The organism is Arthrobacter oryzae (genome assembly GCF_031454875.1).
In the GTDB taxonomy this organism is placed as follows: Bacteria; Actinomycetota; Actinomycetes; order Actinomycetales; family Micrococcaceae; genus Arthrobacter; species Arthrobacter oryzae_D.
This window is the reverse complement of sequence record NZ_JAVDRQ010000015.1, coordinates 78,832-99,052: the sequence shown is the minus strand read 5'-3', so window position 1 is coordinate 99,052 and position 20,221 is coordinate 78,832. Positions and strand designations below refer to the sequence as shown.

Below are 20,221 nucleotides of genomic sequence, written 5' to 3'. Positions count from 1 at the left end.
TCAGAAGGCCCGGAACATCGTCCGCTGGGGTCCGGCGTCGCCGCCGAGGTACTCTCCGCGGTCCACGAATCCCGCCTTACGGTAAACGGCCTGACCGGCCGGGTTGCGATCGTTTACGGAAAGCACGACGCCGGCCTCTCCCCCGCCCAGCCTCTCGGTGAGTTTTGCCGCTTCACGGACGGCGGCCGCAGCGGCCAGGGTGCCCAAGCCCCGGCCTTGGTGCTTGCGGTCGATGAGAAATCCCCGCAAAAGCCAGACCGAGTCGTCGTCGTGCCATCCGGCCAGGGACGCAGCGCCGCGTTGAAGCGTGAACACACCGACGGCTTCTCCGCCGGAGTCCACCACATAGGGAAACCGTGAGTCCTCTTCCAGAGCCACGAGCATCATGCGCAGCGGATCCCCCGCGAAGTCCTGCTGTCCCTCAGCGAGGCCCAATTCCGCGACTTCGCCGAGTTTGACGGACCTTGCGTCGTCGTCGAGCCTCTTCAGGGCGATGAGCCATACGGAATCGGACATGGATTGAGCCTACCGAGAAACAACGACGCCGGCTGTCACCTGGGAAGGTGACAGCCGGCGTCGTGCCTTGGTTCAGCAGGCGGCGGTTGGGACGGGTGGCTTTACGGCGCCGAAGCCTCAGCGGGCGGGCCGGCAGGGTCCATCCAGAAGACTTCCCAGAGATGGCCGTCCGGGTCCTGGAAGCTGTGGTTATACATAAAGCCGTAGTCCTGGGCTTCCTGGGACGGGGTGCCTCCAGCGGCCAGGGCTTTGCGCATCGTGTCGTCGACAGCCTCGCGGCTGTCAACGGAGAAAGCCACGATGGCCTCGGCATTGCTGCCGGTGTCCGCAATGCCCTTCGAAATGAACGTCTTGAAGTAGCTTTCCACCAGCAGCATGACGAAGGCGCCGTCGTTAACGATCATGCAGGTGGCATTTTCATCGGTGAAGTCGGGGTTGAAGGAAAAGCCGAGCGCGGTGAAGAACTCGACCGACCGATCAAGGTCTTTGACGGGAAGATTCAGAAAGAGTTGCGTGGCCATGCGCTCAAACTAGCATCGGCTCCGGCGCGTGTCAGCCCCTGGCACGCCCCCGTAACCTGCCCCGCAGCCGCACCGAACCCGGCTACTGGCCGTAAAACACCCGATCGAAAACCGCACGGGCCCGCCTGCTGAGCCGCAGGTAGTCTTCTTCGAGCGCCGCCGCGTTGCCCGGCTGGTAGCCGCACCAGCGGGCCACGGCTTCCAGGTCCCGGCGGGAAGACGGCAGCAGGTCTGAGGCGCGGCCGGTCCAAATCACGTTGGCCGACCTGATGCGGCTTGCCAGCCGCCATGCCTGCAGCAGCAGCGCGGCCTCGTCAGGCTCCAGGAAGCCCAGGGAGGCTGCGGCTTCCAGCGCCGGGACGGTGGAGGTGGTCCGCAGTTCAGGGTGCTTGCCCGCATGCTGCAGCTGCAGCAGCTGGACGAGCCATTCGACGTCGCTCAAGCCGCCGCGGCCCAGCTTGAGGTGCCGTGCGGGATCCGCTCCACGGGGTAGCCGTTCGGATTCGACCCTGGCTTTGACGCGCCGGATTTCCCGGACATCCTTCTCCGAGAGTTCCGCCGGATACCGGATGGGATCGATCAGCTCCACGAAGTCGGCAGCAAGGTCGTCGTCCCCTGCGATGGGCAGTGCCCGCAGGAGTGCCTGTGCTTCCCAGACGAGCGACCACCGCCGGTAATACTCTGCGTACGAATCCAGGGACCGCACCATGGCCCCGCTCTTGCCTTCGGGCCGCAGGTCGGCGTCCACCATCAGCACGCGCTCGGCGCGGATCGCAGGCTTCAGCGGCTGGGTCAGCAGGTTCGAAATGTGGCCGACGATCTGGGCGGCCTGGTTCTGCGCCTCTTCCTCCGGAACGCCGGGCAGGCCGCGGTATACGTACATCACGTCCGCGTCGGAGCCGTAGCCGATCTCCCTGCCGCCTTGGCGGCCCATGGCAACCACCAGCACGCGTGTTTTCAGCGGGCCTGACGCGGCCACGATTCCTTCGGCTACCCGCAGGGCGCCCAGGATGGCTGCCCTGTCCGTGTCTGCGAGGGCAGCCCCCACCCGGTCCTGGTCGAGCAGGCCGGCGCTGTCCGCAATGGCGACCCTGAGGATTTCCCGGCGCCGGATCAGCCGGATGAGCCGCATGGCGCTCTCGGGGTTTTCGTGCCGTGACATTTTCGAGGTGATTTCCAGCCACTGCGCCTCGAATTCCAGCGGTGCCAGTTCCTTGTCGGTTCCCAGCCAGGCCACGGATTCCGGGGAAACCTCAAGGAGGTCCGCGATCAGCCGGGAGTTGGAGAGCACGTGGCACAGCCGCTCGGCGGCGGCCGTCGAGTCGCGCAGCATCCCCAGGTACCAGTGCGTTGTTCCCAGCGCCTCGCTGACGCGGCGGAAACCCAGCAGCCCGGCGTCGGGATCCACGCCGTCGGCGAGCCACCCCAGCAGGATGGGCAGAAGCTGGCGCTGCAGCGCCGCCCGCCGGCTCACGCCGGCAGTAAGCGCCTCGATGTGGCGCATGGCCCCCTGCGGATCCAGGTAGCCCAACGCGGCCAGTCGCCCTTGGGCAGCCTCCGGCGTCAGCCGTGCATCTTCGCTGCTCAGCTTGGCGGCGGTGTTCAGCAGCGGCCGGTAGAAGATGCGCTCGTGCAGTTCTCGAACGGACCGCTTTGTCTTCTGCCAGGCAGCCAGGAGCGCATCGGGGTGCGGCCGTTCGCGCGCGAACGGGCCCAGCACTGCCTTTGCGAGGGCACGAAGGGCTTCCTCCCTGACCGGCATCAGGTGCGTACGCCGCAGCTGGAAAAGCTGGATCCTGTGCTCCAGGAGTCGCAGGTACCGGTAGGCGTGGTCGAACTCGGCGGCGTCCGTCCGACCGATGTAGCCGCCGGCGGAGAGCGCGGCAATCGCCGAGGTGGTGTCCCGCTGGCGCAGCGATTCGTCGGCTTTTCCGTGCACCAGCTGCAACAGCTGGACGGTGAATTCGACGTCCCGCAGGCCGCCGCGGCCCAGCTTGATCTGGCGCTGTTCCTCATCCGCGGGAATGTTGTCCGTGACGCGGCGGCGCATGGCCTGCACCGATTCCACGAACCCTTCCCGGTTCGCCGAACCCCAGATCAGGGGCAGCACGGCCGCCTCGTAACGGGCGCCCAGGTCTGCATCACCCGCGATGGTCCGGGCCTTCAGGAGTGCCTGGAATTCCCAGCTTTCTGCCCACCGAGCGTAGTAGCTCTGATGGGATGCCAGCGTCCGCACCAACGGCCCGGACTTGCCTTCAGGGCGCAGGTTCGCATCAACTTCCCACAGGCCCGGTTCCCGGCCGATGGACATGATGGCCCTGGAAATACCCGTGGCCAGGGCCGTCCCGATGGTGTTGGCGCGGGCATCATCGAGTTCGTCCGCTTCGATCACGTAGATGACGTCGACGTCGGAAATGTAGTTAAGTTCGCGGGCACCGCACTTGCCCATGCCGATGACGGCAAGGCCCACCTGGGCGACGTCCGACGCCGAGAACTGCTCGGCCGCTTCCGCCCTGGAAACGGCCAGCGCCGCCTCGATCGCCGCGCCGGCGAGGTCCGCCAGTTCGGCCCCTGCCGCGGGCATGAAATCCAGGGGATCAGCGGCACACAGGTCCTTGACGGCCAGGTCCACCACACCGCGCCGGTACGCGGTCCGCAGCGCCACGTAGGCATCCGGGCCGGACAGCCCCGCCACAGGCCTGCGCGCCTTTGGGTCGGCCTGCACGGACCGCAGGAGGTGGGCGCGGAGTTCCCCGGCGTCGGCAGGAACCGGCTCCGGGCTGGCCACCACATCGAAGGCGTCGAGGTGCTCGGGATGGCGGATCAGGAATTCACCCAAGGCCTCCGACGCCCCGAGCACACGGTACAGCGGCTCGCTGATATCGATGTCCGCTGCTGCCAGTTTCCGGAGGTCGGGATGCTTTTCAATCAGGCGCACCAGCGACTGCAGCGCGGTATCCGGACTGGCGGCGAGGTGGAAGCCCGCGAACAGGGCCTCCTGATCGATTCCTTCCAGTTCCCGGGCAGCGAGGAACCGCTCCCCCTTGTCCAGGTCACTGAAACCGGCGGAGATCAGGCGACGGGCGAGGCTCACCGCTGCGTCCTAGAGGATGCCGAGATTACGCTGCAGCTCGTAGGGCGTCACCTGGAGACGGTAGTCCTGCCATTCCGCGCGCTTGTTGCGCAGGAAGTATTCGAAGACCTGCTCACCGAGGATCTGCGGCATGAGCTCGGAATCCTCCATGGCCCTGATCGCGTCGTGCAGGCTGGCGGGCAGCGGATCGTGGCCCATGGCGCGGCGCTCGGCCGAGCTGAGCGACCAGATGTCGTCCTCGGCTGCGGCGGGAATCTCGTAGCCTTCCTCGATGCCCTTCAGCCCGGCACCGAGCAGTACGGCGTAGGCAAGGTAGGGGTTGGCAGCGGAGTCAATGCCGCGGTACTCGATGCGCGCGGACTGGCCCTTGCCCGGCTTGTACAGGGGAACGCGTACCAGTGCGGAGCGGTTGTTGTGGCCCCAGCTCAGGTAGCTGGGTGCTTCGCCGCCGCCCCAGAGCCGCTTGTAGGAGTTCACGAACTGGTTGGTGACGGCCGTGAATTCGGGCGCGTGCTTGAGGATGCCCGCGATGAACTGCTTGGCGGTCTTGGACAGCTGGAACTCCGCGCCGGCTTCGTAGAAGGCGTTGGTGTCGCCTTCGAAGAGGGAGAAGTGCGTGTGCATGCCGGAGCCCGGGTGGGCCGTGAACGGTTTGGGCATGAAGGTGGCGTACGTGCCTTGCTGCAGGGCCACTTCCTTGATGACGGTGCGGAACGTCATGATGTTGTCCGCGGTCTGCAGGGCGTCCGCGTACCGGAGGTCGATTTCGTTCTGGCCGGGACCGGCCTCGTGGTGGCTGAACTCGACGGAGATGCCCACGGACTCCAGCATCGTCACCGCGGTGCGCCGGAAATCCTGCGCAACACCGCCCGGGACGTGGTCGAAGTAGCCGCCCTCGTCGACGGGGATGGGTGAACCGTCGGGGCCCGGCTCCTGCGACTTCAGCAGGTAGAACTCGATTTCGGGATGCGTGTAGCAGGTGAATCCCATGTCCGCGGCCTTGGCGAGGGTGCGCTTGAGGACATTGCGCGGGTCCGCAGCTGAGGGCTCGCCGTCGGGCGTCAGAATGTCGCAGTACATGCGCGAGGTCTGTTCCGTTTCCCCGCGCCACGGCAGGATCTGGAACGTCGAGGGATCCGGCTGCGCCAGCATGTCCGATTCGAACACGCGGGCCAGGCCCTCGATGGCGGAGCCGTCGAAGCCCAGGCCCTCTTCGAAGGCGCCTTCGACTTCGGCCGGGGCCAGCGCAACAGACTTGAGTGAACCCACGACATCCGTGAACCAAAGACGCACGAACCGCACGTCGCGCTCTTCGATCGTCCGCAGGACAAACTCTTGCTGGCGGTCCATTATGGCCTCTTCTCCGGATCAACGATTTGATGCCCCGGGTCCGTATTCCATAGAGCCGGCGGCAGCTCACGTTTCACTGTACTAAGCATTGGCGCTGAATGCTGGAGCCGGAGGTCCGCGTAACACAGCGTTAACACGCACAGTCGCGCCGCGCGCCGGGCAATTGCCCGGGCGCCGCCCTTCGAGGCACTGCCGGGACGCCGTTTTGTGACGCGATTCACCGGCCGGGGCAGGCCGTCCGGTAGCTAGGACGCACAGTACCGCATTACGCTCTTGCCATGGCCACAAGCAACAGTTCCGATTCCAGCACGTCCGCTGAAGTACCTGCTCCGTACGGCAACGGCCCCGGCCACCCGACCGCAACAACACCGGAAACCGCCCGGAAGCCGGTGGCCCGAATCCGGATCCACCACCTGCAGCAGGCCAAGGCAAACGGTGAGCACTTTGCCATGCTCACTGCTTACGAGCAGTACACGGCCGAGATCTTCGACGAAGCGGGCATCGAGGTGCTCCTGGTCGGCGACTCCGCCTCCAACAACGTCTTCGGCAACGAAACAAGCCTCCCGGTCACCGTGGACGAACTGCTTCCGCTGTGCCGTGCCGTGGCACGGTCGGCCAAGCGGGCCCTGGTGGTGGCGGACCTTCCCTTCGGAAGCTACGAGGTTTCAGCCGAGCAGGCAGTGGCCACCGGCGTCCGTTTCCTCAAGGAAGGCCTTGCGCACGCCGTCAAGATTGAGGGCGGCAGATTCTATGCGGACACCGTCCGGGCGATGGTCCAGGCCGGCATTCCGGTCATGGCGCATATCGGCTTCACGCCCCAGAGCGAGCATTCACTGGGCGGTTACCGGGTCCAGGGCCGCGGAGATGACGCCCAGCGCCTCATCGACGACGCCGTGGCTCTTGCTGACGCCGGCGCTTTCAGCGTCCTGATGGAGATGGTCCCGGCCGCCACCGCCGCGGCCGTCGACGCCGCCATCTCCGTTCCAACCGTCGGTATCGGGGCAGGCAACACCACCACGGGCCAGGTGCTGGTCTGGCAGGACATGGCCGGGCTCCGCGGCGGCAAGATGGCAAAGTTCGTCAAGCAGTACGCCGATCTGCGCACGTCCCTGAGCAGCGCGGCGAAGGCCTATGGCGACGACGTCCGGACTGGCCAGTTCCCCGGGCCCGAGCACTCGTTCTAACCGGTTCCAGCCGCTCCCCGGTTAGAAGAGGGTGACAAGGGACCCGGCTGGCGGGCTTAGCGGGGACGGCGGCGCTGGCCGCAGCCTAGTCCTCGTCGCCCTTTTCCCAGGCTTCGTTGCGTGCTTTGACCTTCTCCAGCGCATGCTCGGCTTCGGCGCGCGTCTTGTACGGTCCGATCAGCTGGGTCCAGTCGGACATGGCGTCTTCCTCCACCTCGTGGGTTTTGACGTTGTACCAGTACTCGGTCATCGCTGCTCCTCGCATTCTGCAGGCTCCCTGCCCGCTGAGAGTGATCCACGTAACGTAAAGCTCCATCGGGTTCCGAAGCGGCTTTCCGTTACATGGGCTTCCATGCCGCCTTATATGATCAATCTATGCCTTCTCTTGCCTCGACTGCACCCACCGGCACGCTTGTCCCTGGAACCGTCAGCCCGCAACTGCCGGTCCCGGCATCAATTCCCCGCCCCGAGTACGTGGGCAAGCCCGGTCCGGAGAAGTTCACCGGCTCGGAGGTGAAGTCCGCCGAGACCATCGAGAAAATCAGGATCGCAAGCCGGATCGCCGCCCAGGCCATCGTGGAGGTAGGCAAACACATCCGGCCCGGCGTAACGACGGACCAGCTCGACAGGGTCGGCCACGAGTTCCTGCTCGACCACAACGCCTATCCTTCAACCCTCGGCTACCGGGGCTTTCCCAAATCACTCTGCTCCTCCCTGAACGAAGTGATCTGCCACGGCATACCGGACAGCACGGTGGTCCAGGACGGCGACATCCTCAACATCGACATCACCGCCTTCATCGGCGGCGTCCACGGGGACACTAACTTCACGTTCCTGGTGGGTGACGTCGACGAGGAGTCCCGGCTTCTCGTGGAGCGCACCCGGGAATCGCTCAACCGCGCCATCAAAGCCGTTGCTCCCGGGCGGGAAATCAACGTCATCGGCCGCGCCATCCAGTCCTATGCCAAGCGTTTCGGCTACGGTGTTGTCCGGGATTTCACCGGCCACGGTGTTGGCGAAGCGTTTCACACCGGCCTGATCATTCCGCACTACGACGCCGCTCCCGCGTACAACACGGTCATTGAAACAGGCATGGTGTTCACCATTGAACCGATGCTGACGCTGGGGACCGTCGAGTGGGACATGTGGGCTGACGACTGGACCGTGGTAACTCGGGACCGCAAGCGCACGGCCCAGTTCGAGCACACCCTGCTCGTCACCGAGTCGGGCGCCGAAATCCTTACGCTGCCCTGATCTCCCGGCCGCCCGCCGGCTTTCTTTACCGTTATGCCCATTGCCCGACACCAGCCACGAACGGAATCACATTGGCCAAGAAGGACGACAAGTCAACCAAGAACGCCCCGCTGATCGGTATTGACATCGGCGGCACCGGAATCAAGGGCGGCATAGTCGACCTCAAGAAGGGCAAGCTCGTTGGCGACCGCTTCCGCGTCCCCACCCCGCAGCCGGCCACCCCGGAGTCCGTTGCCGAAACCGTGGCCGCGGTTGTCGAGGAGCTCAACGCACGGCCTGACGCTCCTGCCGTGGATTCCCCGATCGGTGTGACCTTCCCGGGCATCATCCAGCACGGCGTGGTGCACTCTGCCGCCAACGTGGACAAGTCCTGGCTCAACACGGACATCGATGCCCTGCTGACGAAGCGCCTGGGCCGCCCCGTTGAAGTGATCAACGACGCCGATGCCGCCGGCCTGGCCGAAGCCCGTTACGGCGCCGGCGAGGGCGTCTCCGGCACAGTGCTCGTGATCACGCTTGGGACGGGCATTGGCTCCGCCTTCATCTTCAACGGCAAACTGGTCCCGAACGCCGAACTCGGGCACCTCGAGATTGACGGTTTCGATGCCGAAAGCAAGGCATCCGCGGTGGCCCGTGAGCGGGACGGCCTGAGCTGGGCCGAATACAGCGTGCTCCTGCAGCGCTACTTCTCGCACGTTGAGTTCCTCTTCTCCCCCGAACTGTTCATCGTGGGCGGCGGCATCTCCAAGCGCGCCGACGAGTACCTGCCGCACATGAAGCTTCGCACCCCGATTGTGCCGGCCGAGCTCAAGAACGACGCCGGGATTGTGGGCGCCGCGATTGAGGTTGCACTGACGCACAAACTGGCCAAGTAGGGGGACGCCGCTTCCGTGGTTGCCGGCGATAGGGGCGTTGCCATTGTCACCGGGGCAAGCCGCGGAATCGGCGCCGCCATAGCCCTGCGCGCGGCGGCGGCCGGGTACGCCGTGCTGGTGAACTATTCCTCGGACGCTGCCGGTGCGGCGTCCGTGGTGCAGGATATCCGCGATAACGGCGGGGTTGCGCTCCCGCACCGGGCGGATGTCAGCGATCCCGCCGCGGTTGGACAGATGTTTGACCGGGCCGCCAGCTTGGGCCCGGTCACCGCCGTCATCAACAATGCCGGCATTACGGGCAACCTCATCGGCGACCTCGTTGACGTGCCTCCGGACACTGTCCGCCGAGTCCTGGACGTCAACGTCTCCGGCGTCATTTTTGTCTGCCAGGAAGCCGTGCGCAGACTCGGCAGCGGAACGGGCGGACCCGGCGGGTCCATCGTGAACATTTCGTCCACCGCCACGAAGGCGGGGTCTCCGGGCACGTGGGCGCATTACGCCGCGTCCAAGGGAGCCGTTGATGTACTGACCGTGGGCCTGGCCTCGGAAGTTGCGTCACAGGGAATCCGGGTCAACTGCGTGGCGCCCGGCAGCACCAACACCGGACTGCACGCAGCGGCCGGCATGCCGGACCGGGTGCAGCGGCTGAATCCGACAATCCCCATGGGCCGTGGCGCCGAACCCGACGAGGTGGCGGCTGCGGTGATGTGGCTGTTGTCAGCTGAAGCAGGCTACGTGACCGGAGCCGTGCTCCCCGTTTCGGGCGGACGCTGACGAAGTCCGTTTCCCGGGAGTTGGTGCCGGTGGTGGCTTCGGCTTCCCCTCCGCTGCCACCACCGGAGTCTAGAGCGGGCTCTTCTCGGAGTTCTGGCCCTTGGCTGCCTTCGCCTCAACTTCCGCTTCATGGCGAAGGATGGAGATGGCAGTCTCGAAGTCCTCAAGGGATTCGAAGGCCTGGTACACACTCGCAAAGCGGAGGTAGGCGACTTCGTCGAGTTTCTGGAGCGGGCTGAGAATGGCGAGGCCAACCTCGTGCGCGTCAATTTCGGCAGCGCCGGAGGCCCGGATGGTTTCTTCGACCTCCTGCGCCAGCATGGCAAGGTCGTCTTCGGTCACGGGCCTTCCCTGGCAGGCTTTCCGGACACCGTTGATCACCTTGCTCCGGCTGAACGGTTCGCCGACGCCGGACCGCTTGATGACCGACAGGCTGGTGGTTTCCACCGTCGTGAACCGGCGGCCGCATTCCGGGCACTGGCGGCGGCGTCGAATGGCGGATCCGTCGTCGGCCATCCGGCTGTCCACCACGCGGGAATCAGGGTTGCGGCAAAACGGACAATACACGTTGCTTCCTTCCCTGAGCCGAACTTCACGGGCCGAACTTCACAGATCGAACTTCACACATCGAAATTGAACCGGCCGGAATACATTCTTCCACCCTCAGTTTACGACTACATGTAGCTGAATAACAAGCCTGTAATTACCACATGTAGTGGTTAGGGTGCATCAGCGAACCGCGCCGTCACGGCCTCGCCGTGCGCCGGCAGGTCCTCTGCGCCGGAGAGGCTGACGATGTGTCCGCTGACCTTTTCGAGAGCGGATTTACTGTAGTTGACCACCTGAATGGCGCGCAGGAAGGTGGTGACGTTGAGGCCGGAGGAGAAAGCAGCCGTGCCGCTGGTGGGCAGCACGTGGTTGGAGCCGGCGCAGTAGTCGCCCAGGCTCACCGGGCTGTAATCCCCTACGAAGATCGCGCCCGCGTTGCGGATGCGGGCCGCGACTGCCGGGGCATCCGCCGTCATGATCTCGAGGTGCTCCGCGGCGTAGGCATCACAGGCCGCGATACCCTGTTCCAGGTCGTCCACCATCACCACGCCCGACTGCGGTCCCGACAACGCCTCGCGCACCCGGTCGGAGTGCTTGGTCAGTCCCGCCTGCAGTTCGAGCTCCGCGCGGACGGCCCCGGCGAGGGCCTCGGAATCGGTGATGAGGACCGATGCCGCCTTCGGATCGTGTTCAGCCTGGCTGATGAGGTCGGCCGCAACCAGGGACGGGCGGGCTCCGCCGTCCGCTAGGATGGCGATTTCCGTGGTGCCTGCCTCGGAATCGATCCCGACCACACCCTTCACGAGCCGCTTGGCCGTGGCGACAAAAATGTTGCCCGGTCCGGTGACCACATCCACCGGATCAAGGGCCGCCTCCGGGTCATCCGCGGGTACGCCGTAGGCGAAGGCTGCGATGGCCTGGGCCCCTCCGATGGCGTACACCTCCTCGATGTCCAGCAGGGCCGCAGCAGCCAGGATGGTGGGGTGCGGGAGCCCGCCAAAATCCTTCTGGGGTGGCGACGCCAAGGCGATGGATGCAACACCGGCGGCCAGAGCGGGGACAACGTTCATGATGACTGAAGACGGGTAGACCGCAAGGCCGCCGGGGACATACAGCCCCACGCGACCCACCGGCACCCAGTTCTGGCTGACGACGGCGCCTTCGCCCAGTTCGACGTCGATGTTTGCCGGCCGCTGGCTGTCGGCGAACCTGCGCGCGCGATTGATCGATTCTTCCAGGGCGGCCCGCACTGCGGGGTCCAGATTCTCCAGTGCTGTTTGCAGTGCCGCTGCAGGCACGCGCGGGTGTTCCTGCTCGACGCCGTCGAACGTCTTCGCGAGCTCGCTCAGCGCAGCGAAGCCCCGGGAACGGACGGCCGAGATGATGTCCGAGACCTTCTGTTCGGCGTCCGCCATTGTCTGGTGCCGCGCGCGCGGAACAGCCGCGCGGAGCCCGGCCAGGGAGAGCCGCTGGCCGCGCAAATCAATGGTGCGGAAAGTGATGGCCGGCGTGGTGGTCTGTGCGGGGCTGTCCGGAGAAATGGTCACCCGCCCATTTTACGTGCAGCAGGGAGCGCATTGTTTCAGTGTTAAGTACGGGCGGGGAGGCTCCGGACAGGAGGAGTCCGCTAAGCGGAGGGCTAGCTAGCTGTCCTGTACCGGCGGCTTGCCCAGGAGGCTGAGCAGGTTGGCCACAAACACTGAGATGGCCACGGCTGCGGGCCAGACCGCCAGGACGGCGAACGAACGGAGGGAGAAGGCAATACTCGCGTTCGGGGCAGTATCCTCGGCCGGTCCCCACCATTGGCCCGCCAGGACGCCGGCCTGCCAGGCGATAACCGCACCAAGCGCCCCGCCAATGACAGCGAGAACCACGGTTCCGGGTGCCGGAGCGCCGGTCCGTCTCCCGTTGAGGAGGAATCCTGTCAGGCAGCCGGCCAGCAGGAACAGGCCCCCGAGGACCAGGTCCCGGGGCAGCCACCCTTCGGCATTCGTGCCGGTGGCAAGGGCGGGGTCGCGGGTCAACAGGTTCAGGCCGCCCGGTGCCAGCAGCCACCATAGAAGTCCCACCGGAATACCGGCCGCAGCGATGATTGCGGGCCGTCGCCACGCAGCCGCTTTTCGGTCTCCGGGGTCGGATCCCCCGCCGGCGAAGGGGGCATGGCTGCCGCCAGCGGAATCCGTATCCCCGTCAGCGCGGTAAAGTTCACCATAGGCGGGTGGGCCGCCGGCAGTCCCGGAATACTTCGGATTCTGCGGAATCGGGCCGTTGCCTGATGGCTGTGTCATGAAACAAACATTAACAAACGTTCACCGCACTTAAAGAAATGACGCGGCGGGTAAACAAGTGACGGCCACCCCAAGGCGCGCCCATACGCTGGCATGCAGGACGCAACCAGAACAGTTTTCAGCAGGGAGTTAGATCACAGTGACCTCAGACAACGCAGCCTTCGAAGGCACGTTCAAGGAGATGTTCCGCCGGCATGCGGCCGGCGTGGCAATTATCACGGTGAACTACAACGGCGTCCCGTACGGATTCACGGCCACCTCCGTGGCATCGCTTTCCGCGCAGCCGCCGCGCTTCACTTTCAACATGGCCCGCAGCTCCAGTTCATGGCCGGCAGTGGCCAACACCACGCACATCGGCGTCCATATGCTCGGGCTGGAGAACCAGGAACTCGCTGACCGATTTGCCCGCACCAGGAACCGCTTCGAGGGCGACCACTGGGAGCTCGGACCGCACGACGTGCCCATCCTCAAAGACGTAGCCGGATGGCTGATCGGCAAGATCCAGATGCGCCTGTCCTTTGAGAACAACGCCGTTGTAGTAGTGGAGGTCGTGGAGGGCCAGGTGGGCGAGGACGGCTCGCCGCTGCTCTACCACTCGGGCTCCTACAGCCAGCCCGTCCCGCTCGACTACGAAATCTAGGCACTGCCAGTGCCGGGCACCCGATGAGCCCAGCTCAAAAGTACCGCGGGCCGGCCCCTGTGCCCGGGGCCGGCCGCCTCAGTTGTCCAGGCAGGTCGGGCCCAGCAGCACCTTCAGGTCGCCAAAAAGTGACGGGCTGGGGTTGACCCTCAGGTGCACCGGCAGGCCCATGACTTCCACCCGGGTATCGCCCTGCAGGTGCAGCCTGACCTCCGAATTGCCGCGGTGCGTCCGCAGCACATCACCGAGCTCCGTCACCACCGCCTCGGTGGCCTTGTGCGTCTGCATCGTGATGACCAGGGGCCCGTTCAGTCCCTCGCTGAGGTCCGGTACGGACAGTTCCATGCAGTTCAGCGTGACCGCGCCGTCGTCGCGGCGCTGCAGGCGGCCCTTGACCACGACGATCAGGTCTTCAGCAAGCACGGACGCGATGGGGCCGTACACCTGGCCGAAGAACATGACCTCCATGGAGCCGCCGAGGTCTTCGATCTCCGCCCGGGCGTAGGCGTTGCCGCTGGCTTTGGCGATCCGTCGGCTCAGTGAGGTGATCATGCCCGCAATGGTGATGATGGCGCCGTCGTGCGGGCCGTCCTCCGCAATGATCGAGGTGATGGACTGGTCGGCATGCTGGCTCAGGAGCCCTTCGAGTCCCTGCAGGGGATGGTCGGAAACATAGAGCCCGAGCATGTCGCGTTCGAAGGAGAGTTTGTCCTTCTTCTCCCACTCGGGAAGGTCGGGAATCTCGATGCTCAGGGACGCCTCGGATTCGGCTTCTTCGAAGCCGGCAAAGAGGTCGAACTGGCCGATCGCCTCGTTCCGCTTGAGCGTGATCACGGAGTCGATGGCTTCTTCGTGGATCATGGCCAGGGCCCGCCGGTGGTGGTTCAGGGAGTCGAACGCGCCTGCTTTGATCAGGGATTCAATCGTGCGCTTGTTGCAGACCACCGCGGGGACCTTCATGAGGTAGTCCTTGAAGGATGTGTAGGCGCCTTCTTTTTCGCGCGCCGCCACCATGGCTTCGACGGCGTTCACACCGACGTTGCGGATGGCGCCCATACCGAAGCGGATGTCGTTGCCGACAGGGGTGAAGTTGAGGGCTGACTCATTGACGTCGGGCGGCAGCACCGTGATGCCCATGCGCCGGCACTCGTTGAGGTAGATGGCCGACTTGTCCTTGTCGTCGCCCACCGAGGTCAGCAGGGCCGCCATGTACTCCGGTGCATAGTGTGCCTTCAGGTACGCCGTCCAGTAGGAGATCACCCCGTAGGCGGCCGAGTGCGCCTTGTTGAAGGCGTAGTCCGAGAACGGCAGCAGGATGTCCCAAAGGGTCTTGACGGCGGCCATGGAGTAGCCGTTGTCCTGCATACCCTGCGAGAACCCGGCGAACTGCTTGTCCAGCTCGGACTTCTTCTTCTTGCCCATGGCGCGGCGGAGGATGTCCGCCTGGCCGAGGGTATAGCCGGCGAGCTTCTGGGCCACGGCCATGACCTGCTCCTGGTACACGATCAGGCCGTAGGTCCCGCCGAGGATCTCGGAGAGCGGCTCCTCGAGCTCCGGGTGGATCGGGATGACTTCCTGGATCTTGTTCTTGCGGAGCGCGTAGTCCGTATGCGCGTTGGCGCCCATGGGACCGGGCCGGTACAGGGCGAGCACTGCGGAGATGTCTTCGAAGTTGTCAGGCTTCATGAGCTTGAGGAGGGAGCGCATGGGTCCGCCGTCGAGCTGGAACACCCCCAGCGTGTCTCCCCTGGCCAGGAGCTCATAGGATGCCGTGTCGTCCAGGGCCAGCGTTTCGAGGTCCAGGTCGACGCCGCGGTTCATTTTGATGTTTTCCAGGGCATCCGAAATGATCGTCAGGTTTCGAAGGCCGAGGAAGTCCATCTTGATCAGGCCGAGGCCTTCGGACGTCGGATAGTCGAACTGGGTGATGACCTGGCCGTCCTGGAAGCGGCGCATGATCGGAATCACGTCGATGATGGGGTCCGAGGACATGATGACACCGGCGGCGTGCACGCCCCATTGCCGCTTCAGGCCCTCGATGCCCAAGGCCGTTTCGAAAACCTTGGCGGCCTCCGGATCGGTGCTGATCAGTTGGCGGAAGTCACCGGCTTCGCTGTACCGCTTGGCGTCCTTGTTCTGAATGTCGGCCAGCGGAATGTCCTTGGCCATGACCGCCGGGGGCAGTGCCTTGGTCAGCGTCTCACCCATGCTGAACGGGTAGCCCAGCACGCGCGAGGAGTCCTTGAGGGCCTGCTTGGTCTTGATGGTGCCGTAGGTGACGATCATGGCGACGCGTTCGTCGCCGTACTTCCGGGTCACGTAGTCGATCACTTCGGAGCGGCGCCGGTCATCGAAGTCGACGTCGAAGTCAGGCATGGAGACGCGGTCCGGGTTCAGGAAGCGCTCGAAGATCAGGCCGTGGTGCAGCGGATCAAGGTCGGTGATTCGCATGGCGTACGCCACCATGGAGCCTGCACCGGAGCCACGTCCGGGGCCTACCCGGATGCCGTTGTTCTTGGCCCAGTTGATGAAGTCGGCAACCACCAGGAAGTAGCCCGGGAAGCCCATGGAGGTGATGACTTCCAGCTCATAGTCGGCCTGCTTGCGGACCTTGTCAGGGATGCCCTGGGGGTAGCGGTAGTGGAGTCCCTTGTCGACTTCCTTGACCAGCCAGGATGTTTCGTCCTCCCCCTCCGGGCAGGGGAACCGGGGCATGTAGTTGGCACCGGTGTTGAACGAAACCTCGCAGCGCTCGGCGATCAGCAGGGTGTTGTCGCACGCCTCCGGGTGGTCGCGGAAAAGTTCGCGCATTTCCTGCGGTGACTTCAGGTAGTAGCCGCTGCCGGAGAAGGCAAAGCGCGAACCGCCGTTGTCGTAGGTGGGCTCCAGGAGCGTGGAACCCGACTGGATGGCCAGCAGGGCCTCGTGCGCCTTCGCGTCGTGCTCATGGGTGTAGTGCAGGTCGTTGGTGGCCACCAGCGGCAGGTTGAGCTCCTTGGCCAGGCGCAGCAGATCGCCCGTGACCCGCCGCTCAATGTCCAGGCCATGGTCCATGAGCTCGCAGAAATAGTTTTCCGCGCCGAAGATGTCCCGGAATTCTGCAGCGGCCTCCAGCGCCTCGCGGTACTGGCCGAGCCGCAGCCGGGTCTGGACCTCACCGGACGGGCAGCCGGTGGTGGCGATGAGACCTTCCGAGTAGGTGTTCAGCAGCTCCCGGTCCAGCCGGGGCCATTTGCCGAAGACCGAGTCCAACGAAGCGATCGAAGAGGCACGGAACAGGTTCCGCATGCCCACGTTGTTATAGCTCAGCAGCGTCATGTGCGTGTAGGAACCACCGCCGGAGACGTCGTCCTTGCGCTGGCTTTCCTCGCCCCATCGGACGCGGCTCTTGTCACCGCGGGCGGTTCCGGGAGTCACATAGGCTTCGACACCGATGATCGGCCTGATGCCCTTGTCCGTGGCCCTCTTCCAGAAATCGAATGCGCCGAAGAGGTAGCCGTGGTCAGTGGTGGCCAGGGCGGGCATGCCCAGCCGCTCGGTTTCATCGAAGAGCTCCCCAAGCCGGGCGGCGCCGTCCAGCATCGAGTACTCGGTGTGGTTGTGGAGATGGACAAACGAGTCGTTGCTGGAAGTCACCGGACCATTCTAGTGCCGACCGGCGACAGTTCAGGCTCAGGCCTGCCCGGAGGAAAGAATCTCCAGTGCGTAGGCCAGGTCCTGCGGGTATTCGCTGGTCACGGTCACCCGTTCCCCGGTCCGGGGACTGTCGAAGCCCAGCTGCCTGGCATGCAGCCACTGCCGGGTCAGGCCCAGCGTGGCGGCCAGGCGCGGGTCCGCCCCGTACGTCAGATCTCCGGCGCAGGGGTGGCGCAGGGCGGAGAAGTGAACGCGGATCTGGTGCGTCCGGCCCGTTTCCAGGTGCACCTCCACGAGGGAGGCCTTGCCGAAGGCTTCCAGGACTTCGTAGTGGGTCACGGAGTCGCGGCCATCCTCGAGGACGGCGAAACGCCAATCATGACCCGGGTGGCGGCCGATGGGCGCATCGATGGTGCCCGCGAGGGGGTCCGGGAGGCCCTGGACCACTGCGTGGTACACCTTGTCCACCGTGCGGTCCTTGAAGGCCCGCTTGAGCGCCGTATACGCACGTTCGGACTTGGCCACCACCATGACCCCGGACGTGCCGACGTCGAGGCGGTGGACAATGCCGGCACGTTCGGGGGCGCCCGACGTCGAAATCCGGTAACCAAGACCGGCGAGGCCGCCCACAACTGTGGGTCCCACCCAGCCCGGGGACGGATGCGCGGCCACACCCACTGGCTTATCGATGACCACGAAGTCTTCGTCGTCCAGCAGTACCTTAAGGCCTTCCACAACTTCCTCCACGACTTCCAGGGGGTCCCGCCGTTCGGGAACAACGACATCCAGCACGGTGCCGGGGGCGAGCTTCAAGGACTTGCCCACGGCTTTGCCCCCGGAGCTGACGTTGCCTTCGGCGATCAGTGTTGCCGCCTGTGATCGCGAGATGCCCATCAGCCTGGCCAGCCCCGCATCGACGCGTGTCCCGGCCAGGTCTTCAGGAACGGTGAGCCGCTCAGGCATTGTGGTCCTCCGTCGGCTTCTGGAGCCGTGAACCGTCCAGGGTAATGCCCCGGAGCGTCAGGAGGCAGATGATCACGACTGAAGAAACGACAGCCGAATCGGCGATATTGAAGATCGCAAAATTGGGCAGCTGGATGAAGTCCACCACATGGCCCATGGCGAACGACGGTTCGCGGAACAGCCGGTCCGTGAGGTTTCCCAGCGCGCCGCCAAGGAGCAGGCCAAGGGCAAGGGCCCACCAGGCAGAGCCGAGTTTTCGCAACTGGAAGAGAATGGCAATCGAAACGCCGGCCATGATGATCGTGAACACCCAAGTTACGTTCTCGCCGATGGAAAACGCGGCACCCGAGTTCCGGATGTAGTACCAGTGCAGCAGCGGCGGCAGCACCGGTATCCGCTCGCCCTCCACCATGGTGCTGGTGACCCACAGTTTGGTGAGCTGATCGAAGACGTAGGCGAAAACAGCGAAGCCGGCGAAGAGCGTCAGCAGGACCGCCTTTCGCGGCCGGGCTTGCGTCGGTGTCGGCTGCGCTGCGGCAGGTGCTGTTTCGTCTGTCATAAAGCTTTCATTCAGGAGCCGGTCCGGGAACCGGAGGGAAGGTGCTCAGGCCGGCCGGTGATTGCACCGGCGGCGGTTAATGGCAAAAGCCGGCGGCCGAGGAGTCCTCAGCCACCGGCTTTCAGAATACTTGCTAAACGGCGGGGCTGCCGTCGCCAACCTCAGGGGCTGCCACGGAGCCGCGGGCATCCAGGTCGCGGAGCTGGCCTTCGATGTATGCCTTCAGGCGTGAGCGGTAGTCGCGCTCGAAGCCGCGAAGCTGCTCCACCTTGCGCTCCAGGACGGACCGCTGCTGTTCCAGGGCACCGAGGATCTTGCGGGACTTCTCCTGCGCGTCGTTGACCAGGCTGCTGGCTTCGATCTGCGCCTCGGCGATGATCTTATCCTTCTGCTGCTGGCCGTCAGCCACGTGCTTGTCGTGCATCTGCTGTGCCATGGCGAGGAGGCCGGCAGCCGACTCGGCAGTCGGGTTGGCCACGGCCGGAGTAGCCGGGGCGGGAACTGCCGCAACCGCGGTTGCCGGCTCGGAAGCCTTCTTCTTGGCCTCAGCGGCGGCCTTGGCTTCGGCTTCGGCCTTGGCCCGGGAGTCGTCCTTTTCGGCCTTGACCGGTGCGGGGACCTTTTCCACTACCGGCGCCGCTACCGCGGAGCTGGCAGGCGTGCCGGAGCCACCCTCGGCAAGCTTCTTGCGAAGCTCGTCGTTCTCCTGGTTCAGGCGGCGCAGTTCGACGACGATTTCGTCCAGGAAGTCGTCAACTTCGTCCTGGTCGTAGCCTTCGCGGAACTTGGTCGGCTGAAAGCGCTTGTTGACAACGTCTTCTGGCGTCAAAGCCATCTGGTCACCTCGTTGGTCTAGTTAGTCAGTAGGCCTTCCGGCCGTCAAAACTACGGTACCTAAATATGGTCTGGTTCCTCTAATTCAACACTGAGGTGTCAAACCGGAGTTTCTAAGCGATGCTGTGGGTGACGGTTTCCCGCCCTGTGACTGCGCCGCAAGCTGTATTGAAAATTACGCGAAAGACTTCACGATTGCCATAGCCACGCTGATAGCGATGAACAACAGCAAAAACCCGAGATCCAGCGAAATGCCGCCAAGCCGCAGGGGCGGAATGAGACGCCTCAGCACCTTCAGGGGCGGATCTGTGACGGAGTAGACAGTGTGGGCAGTCACCAGGGCGGCGCCCCGCGGCCTCCACTCACGTGCAAACATCTGCACCCAGTCGAAGACCAAACGGATGATCAATGCCACAAATACGAATAACAAAGCGATATAGACAAGTCCGAAAACAATTCCCATGACTTAACTCATATCTCCATGTTCATTCCGGATACCGCAGTGTCCTGTTGACGTTCATATCTATTTCAGCACAGATGCCAGACAGGTGTCCTGCCTGGCATCCGCGGAAGTCCCGTGCTAGCTCTGGTTGAAGAAACTGGCCTGGGTCTCGCTGACCTTCTTGTCGTCACCGATGACCTCTACGTACGACGGCGACAGCAGGAACACCTTGTTCGTGACCCGTTCGATGCTGCCGCGAAGGCCGAACACCAAGCCGGCCGAGAAATCGACCAAACGCTTGGCGTCGGCCTCTCCCATGTCCGTAACGTTCATGATAACGGGGATGCCGTCGCGGAAGCTTTCGCCGATCAGCTTGGCATCATTGTAGGACCGCGGGTGGATCGTGGTGATCTGGCGGAGTCCGGTGGTCTCTTCGCGGCTCGAGGCCGCGCGCTTGATAGGTGTCACAGGTGCGCGATATTCCTCTTCGGCGGCGTGTGGAGTCGGAGTTTCCCGGGCGACCTCGCGCACGGGCGCCGGTGCCCGGCGTTCCTCGCGGTCATGCTCCATTGAATCGTCCTCGTCCCTATGCGGTGTGTGGTGCTCAGACTCGTAGTGTTCATCGCCATCGGCGAGCCCAAGATAGATCATTGTCTTGCGCAGAGCGCCAGCCATGGTCGACTCCTAATCGTGTCCGTAAGCGGGCCGCTGAGTTGACTTGACAGCATTGGAATCCCCGCCA

At 64.6% G+C, this 20,221-nt stretch carries 19 protein-coding genes; 5 read left to right on the top strand and 14 right to left on the bottom strand.

From position 1 onward, the window contains the following. The 4 genes from J2805_RS21805 to glnA all read right to left on the bottom strand — a co-directional run bounded on the left by J2805_RS21805 (position 1) and on the right by glnA (position 5,481). A complete protein-coding gene (locus J2805_RS21805; protein ID WP_309980051.1) occupies positions 1 to 516 on the bottom strand; it encodes a GNAT family N-acetyltransferase in 516 nt (171 codons plus the stop codon). A gap of 101 nt (positions 517 to 617) precedes the next feature. Then, positions 618 to 1,037, bottom strand: a complete 420-nt coding sequence (locus J2805_RS21800; protein ID WP_309980049.1) for a VOC family protein — start codon at positions 1,035 to 1,037, stop codon at positions 618 to 620. An 82-nt stretch (positions 1,038 to 1,119) separates the two neighbouring features. Further along, positions 1,120 to 4,131 (bottom strand): bifunctional [glutamine synthetase] adenylyltransferase/[glutamine synthetase]-adenylyl-L-tyrosine phosphorylase, encoded by a 3,012-nt coding sequence (locus tag J2805_RS21795; protein WP_309980047.1) that lies wholly within the window; start codon positions 4,129 to 4,131, stop codon positions 1,120 to 1,122. A gap of 9 nt (positions 4,132 to 4,140) precedes the next feature. Then, the gene (gene glnA, locus J2805_RS21790) at positions 4,141 to 5,481 is read right to left on the bottom strand and encodes a type I glutamate--ammonia ligase (protein ID WP_104175506.1); all 1,341 of its coding nucleotides are present in this window, start codon (positions 5,479 to 5,481) and stop codon (positions 4,141 to 4,143) included. Positions 5,482 to 5,759: 278 nt separating this feature from the next. On the opposite strand from glnA, the gene panB reads away from it, so the two are divergent. After that, positions 5,760 to 6,665 (top strand): 3-methyl-2-oxobutanoate hydroxymethyltransferase, encoded by a 906-nt coding sequence (gene panB / locus J2805_RS21785; protein WP_309980044.1) that lies wholly within the window; start codon positions 5,760 to 5,762, stop codon positions 6,663 to 6,665. An 85-nt stretch (positions 6,666 to 6,750) separates the two neighbouring features. Here the strand turns inward: panB and J2805_RS21780 are convergent, their stop codons facing one another. Then, positions 6,751 to 6,915 (bottom strand): SPOR domain-containing protein, encoded by a 165-nt coding sequence (locus J2805_RS21780; RefSeq protein WP_146072382.1) that lies wholly within the window; start codon positions 6,913 to 6,915, stop codon positions 6,751 to 6,753. Between the two features lie 125 nt (positions 6,916 to 7,040). On the opposite strand from J2805_RS21780, the gene map reads away from it, so the two are divergent. The 3 genes from map (at position 7,041) to J2805_RS21765 (ending at position 9,568) form a co-directional block, all read left to right on the top strand. Continuing rightward, positions 7,041 to 7,919, top strand: a complete 879-nt coding sequence (gene map / locus J2805_RS21775) for a type I methionyl aminopeptidase (protein ID WP_309980040.1) — start codon at positions 7,041 to 7,043, stop codon at positions 7,917 to 7,919. A 71-nt stretch (positions 7,920 to 7,990) separates the two neighbouring features. After that, positions 7,991 to 8,794 carry a polyphosphate--glucose phosphotransferase gene (ppgK, locus tag J2805_RS21770; protein WP_309980038.1) on the top strand — a complete coding sequence of 268 codons (804 nt, stop codon included), beginning with the start codon at positions 7,991 to 7,993 and terminating at the stop codon, positions 8,792 to 8,794. Positions 8,795 to 8,809: 15 nt separating this feature from the next. Next, positions 8,810 to 9,568 (top strand): SDR family oxidoreductase, encoded by a 759-nt coding sequence (locus J2805_RS21765; protein ID WP_309980036.1) that lies wholly within the window; start codon positions 8,810 to 8,812, stop codon positions 9,566 to 9,568. A 69-nt stretch (positions 9,569 to 9,637) separates the two neighbouring features. Here the strand turns inward: J2805_RS21765 and nrdR are convergent, their stop codons facing one another. The 3 genes from nrdR to J2805_RS21750 all read right to left on the bottom strand — a co-directional run bounded on the left by nrdR (position 9,638) and on the right by J2805_RS21750 (position 12,405). Then, positions 9,638 to 10,135 (bottom strand): transcriptional regulator NrdR, encoded by a 498-nt coding sequence (nrdR, locus tag J2805_RS21760; RefSeq protein WP_309980034.1) that lies wholly within the window; start codon positions 10,133 to 10,135, stop codon positions 9,638 to 9,640. A gap of 152 nt (positions 10,136 to 10,287) precedes the next feature. Then, on the bottom strand, positions 10,288 to 11,664 hold the full coding sequence (hisD, locus tag J2805_RS21755) for a histidinol dehydrogenase (RefSeq protein WP_309980032.1): 1,377 nt from the start codon (positions 11,662 to 11,664) through the stop codon (positions 10,288 to 10,290). Between the two features lie 96 nt (positions 11,665 to 11,760). Further along, positions 11,761 to 12,405, bottom strand: a complete 645-nt coding sequence (locus J2805_RS21750; RefSeq protein WP_309980030.1) for a hypothetical protein — start codon at positions 12,403 to 12,405, stop codon at positions 11,761 to 11,763. 181 nt (positions 12,406 to 12,586) lie between these two features. On the opposite strand from J2805_RS21750, the gene J2805_RS21745 reads away from it, so the two are divergent. Then, complete coding sequence (locus J2805_RS21745; RefSeq protein WP_396134457.1) at positions 12,587 to 13,045, top strand: flavin reductase family protein; 459 nt, start codon at positions 12,587 to 12,589, stop codon at positions 13,043 to 13,045. Between the two features lie 78 nt (positions 13,046 to 13,123). On the opposite strand, the gene dnaE is transcribed toward J2805_RS21745, so the two are convergent. The 6 genes from dnaE to J2805_RS21715 form a co-directional block, all read right to left on the bottom strand. Continuing rightward, positions 13,124 to 16,681 carry a DNA polymerase III subunit alpha gene (gene dnaE / locus J2805_RS21740; RefSeq protein WP_309980026.1) on the bottom strand — a complete coding sequence of 1,186 codons (3,558 nt, stop codon included), beginning with the start codon at positions 16,679 to 16,681 and terminating at the stop codon, positions 13,124 to 13,126. 36 nt (positions 16,682 to 16,717) lie between these two features. Then, the gene (locus J2805_RS21735) at positions 16,718 to 17,644 is read right to left on the bottom strand and encodes an RluA family pseudouridine synthase (protein ID WP_309980024.1); all 927 of its coding nucleotides are present in this window, start codon (positions 17,642 to 17,644) and stop codon (positions 16,718 to 16,720) included. Beyond that, the gene (gene lspA, locus J2805_RS21730) at positions 17,637 to 18,203 is read right to left on the bottom strand and encodes a signal peptidase II (RefSeq protein WP_309980022.1); all 567 of its coding nucleotides are present in this window, start codon (positions 18,201 to 18,203) and stop codon (positions 17,637 to 17,639) included. The genes J2805_RS21735 and lspA overlap by 8 nt, the downstream gene beginning before the upstream one ends. A gap of 133 nt (positions 18,204 to 18,336) precedes the next feature. Beyond that, positions 18,337 to 19,038: a DivIVA domain-containing protein gene (locus J2805_RS21725; protein WP_309980020.1), complete on the bottom strand. Its 702-nt coding sequence runs from the start codon at positions 19,036 to 19,038 to the stop codon at positions 18,337 to 18,339. 174 nt (positions 19,039 to 19,212) lie between these two features. Then, positions 19,213 to 19,500: a YggT family protein gene (locus J2805_RS21720; RefSeq protein WP_309980018.1), complete on the bottom strand. Its 288-nt coding sequence runs from the start codon at positions 19,498 to 19,500 to the stop codon at positions 19,213 to 19,215. 117 nt (positions 19,501 to 19,617) lie between these two features. Beyond that, the gene (locus tag J2805_RS21715) at positions 19,618 to 20,154 is read right to left on the bottom strand and encodes a cell division protein SepF (protein ID WP_214954845.1); all 537 of its coding nucleotides are present in this window, start codon (positions 20,152 to 20,154) and stop codon (positions 19,618 to 19,620) included. Positions 20,155 to 20,221: the final 67 nt, after the last annotated feature.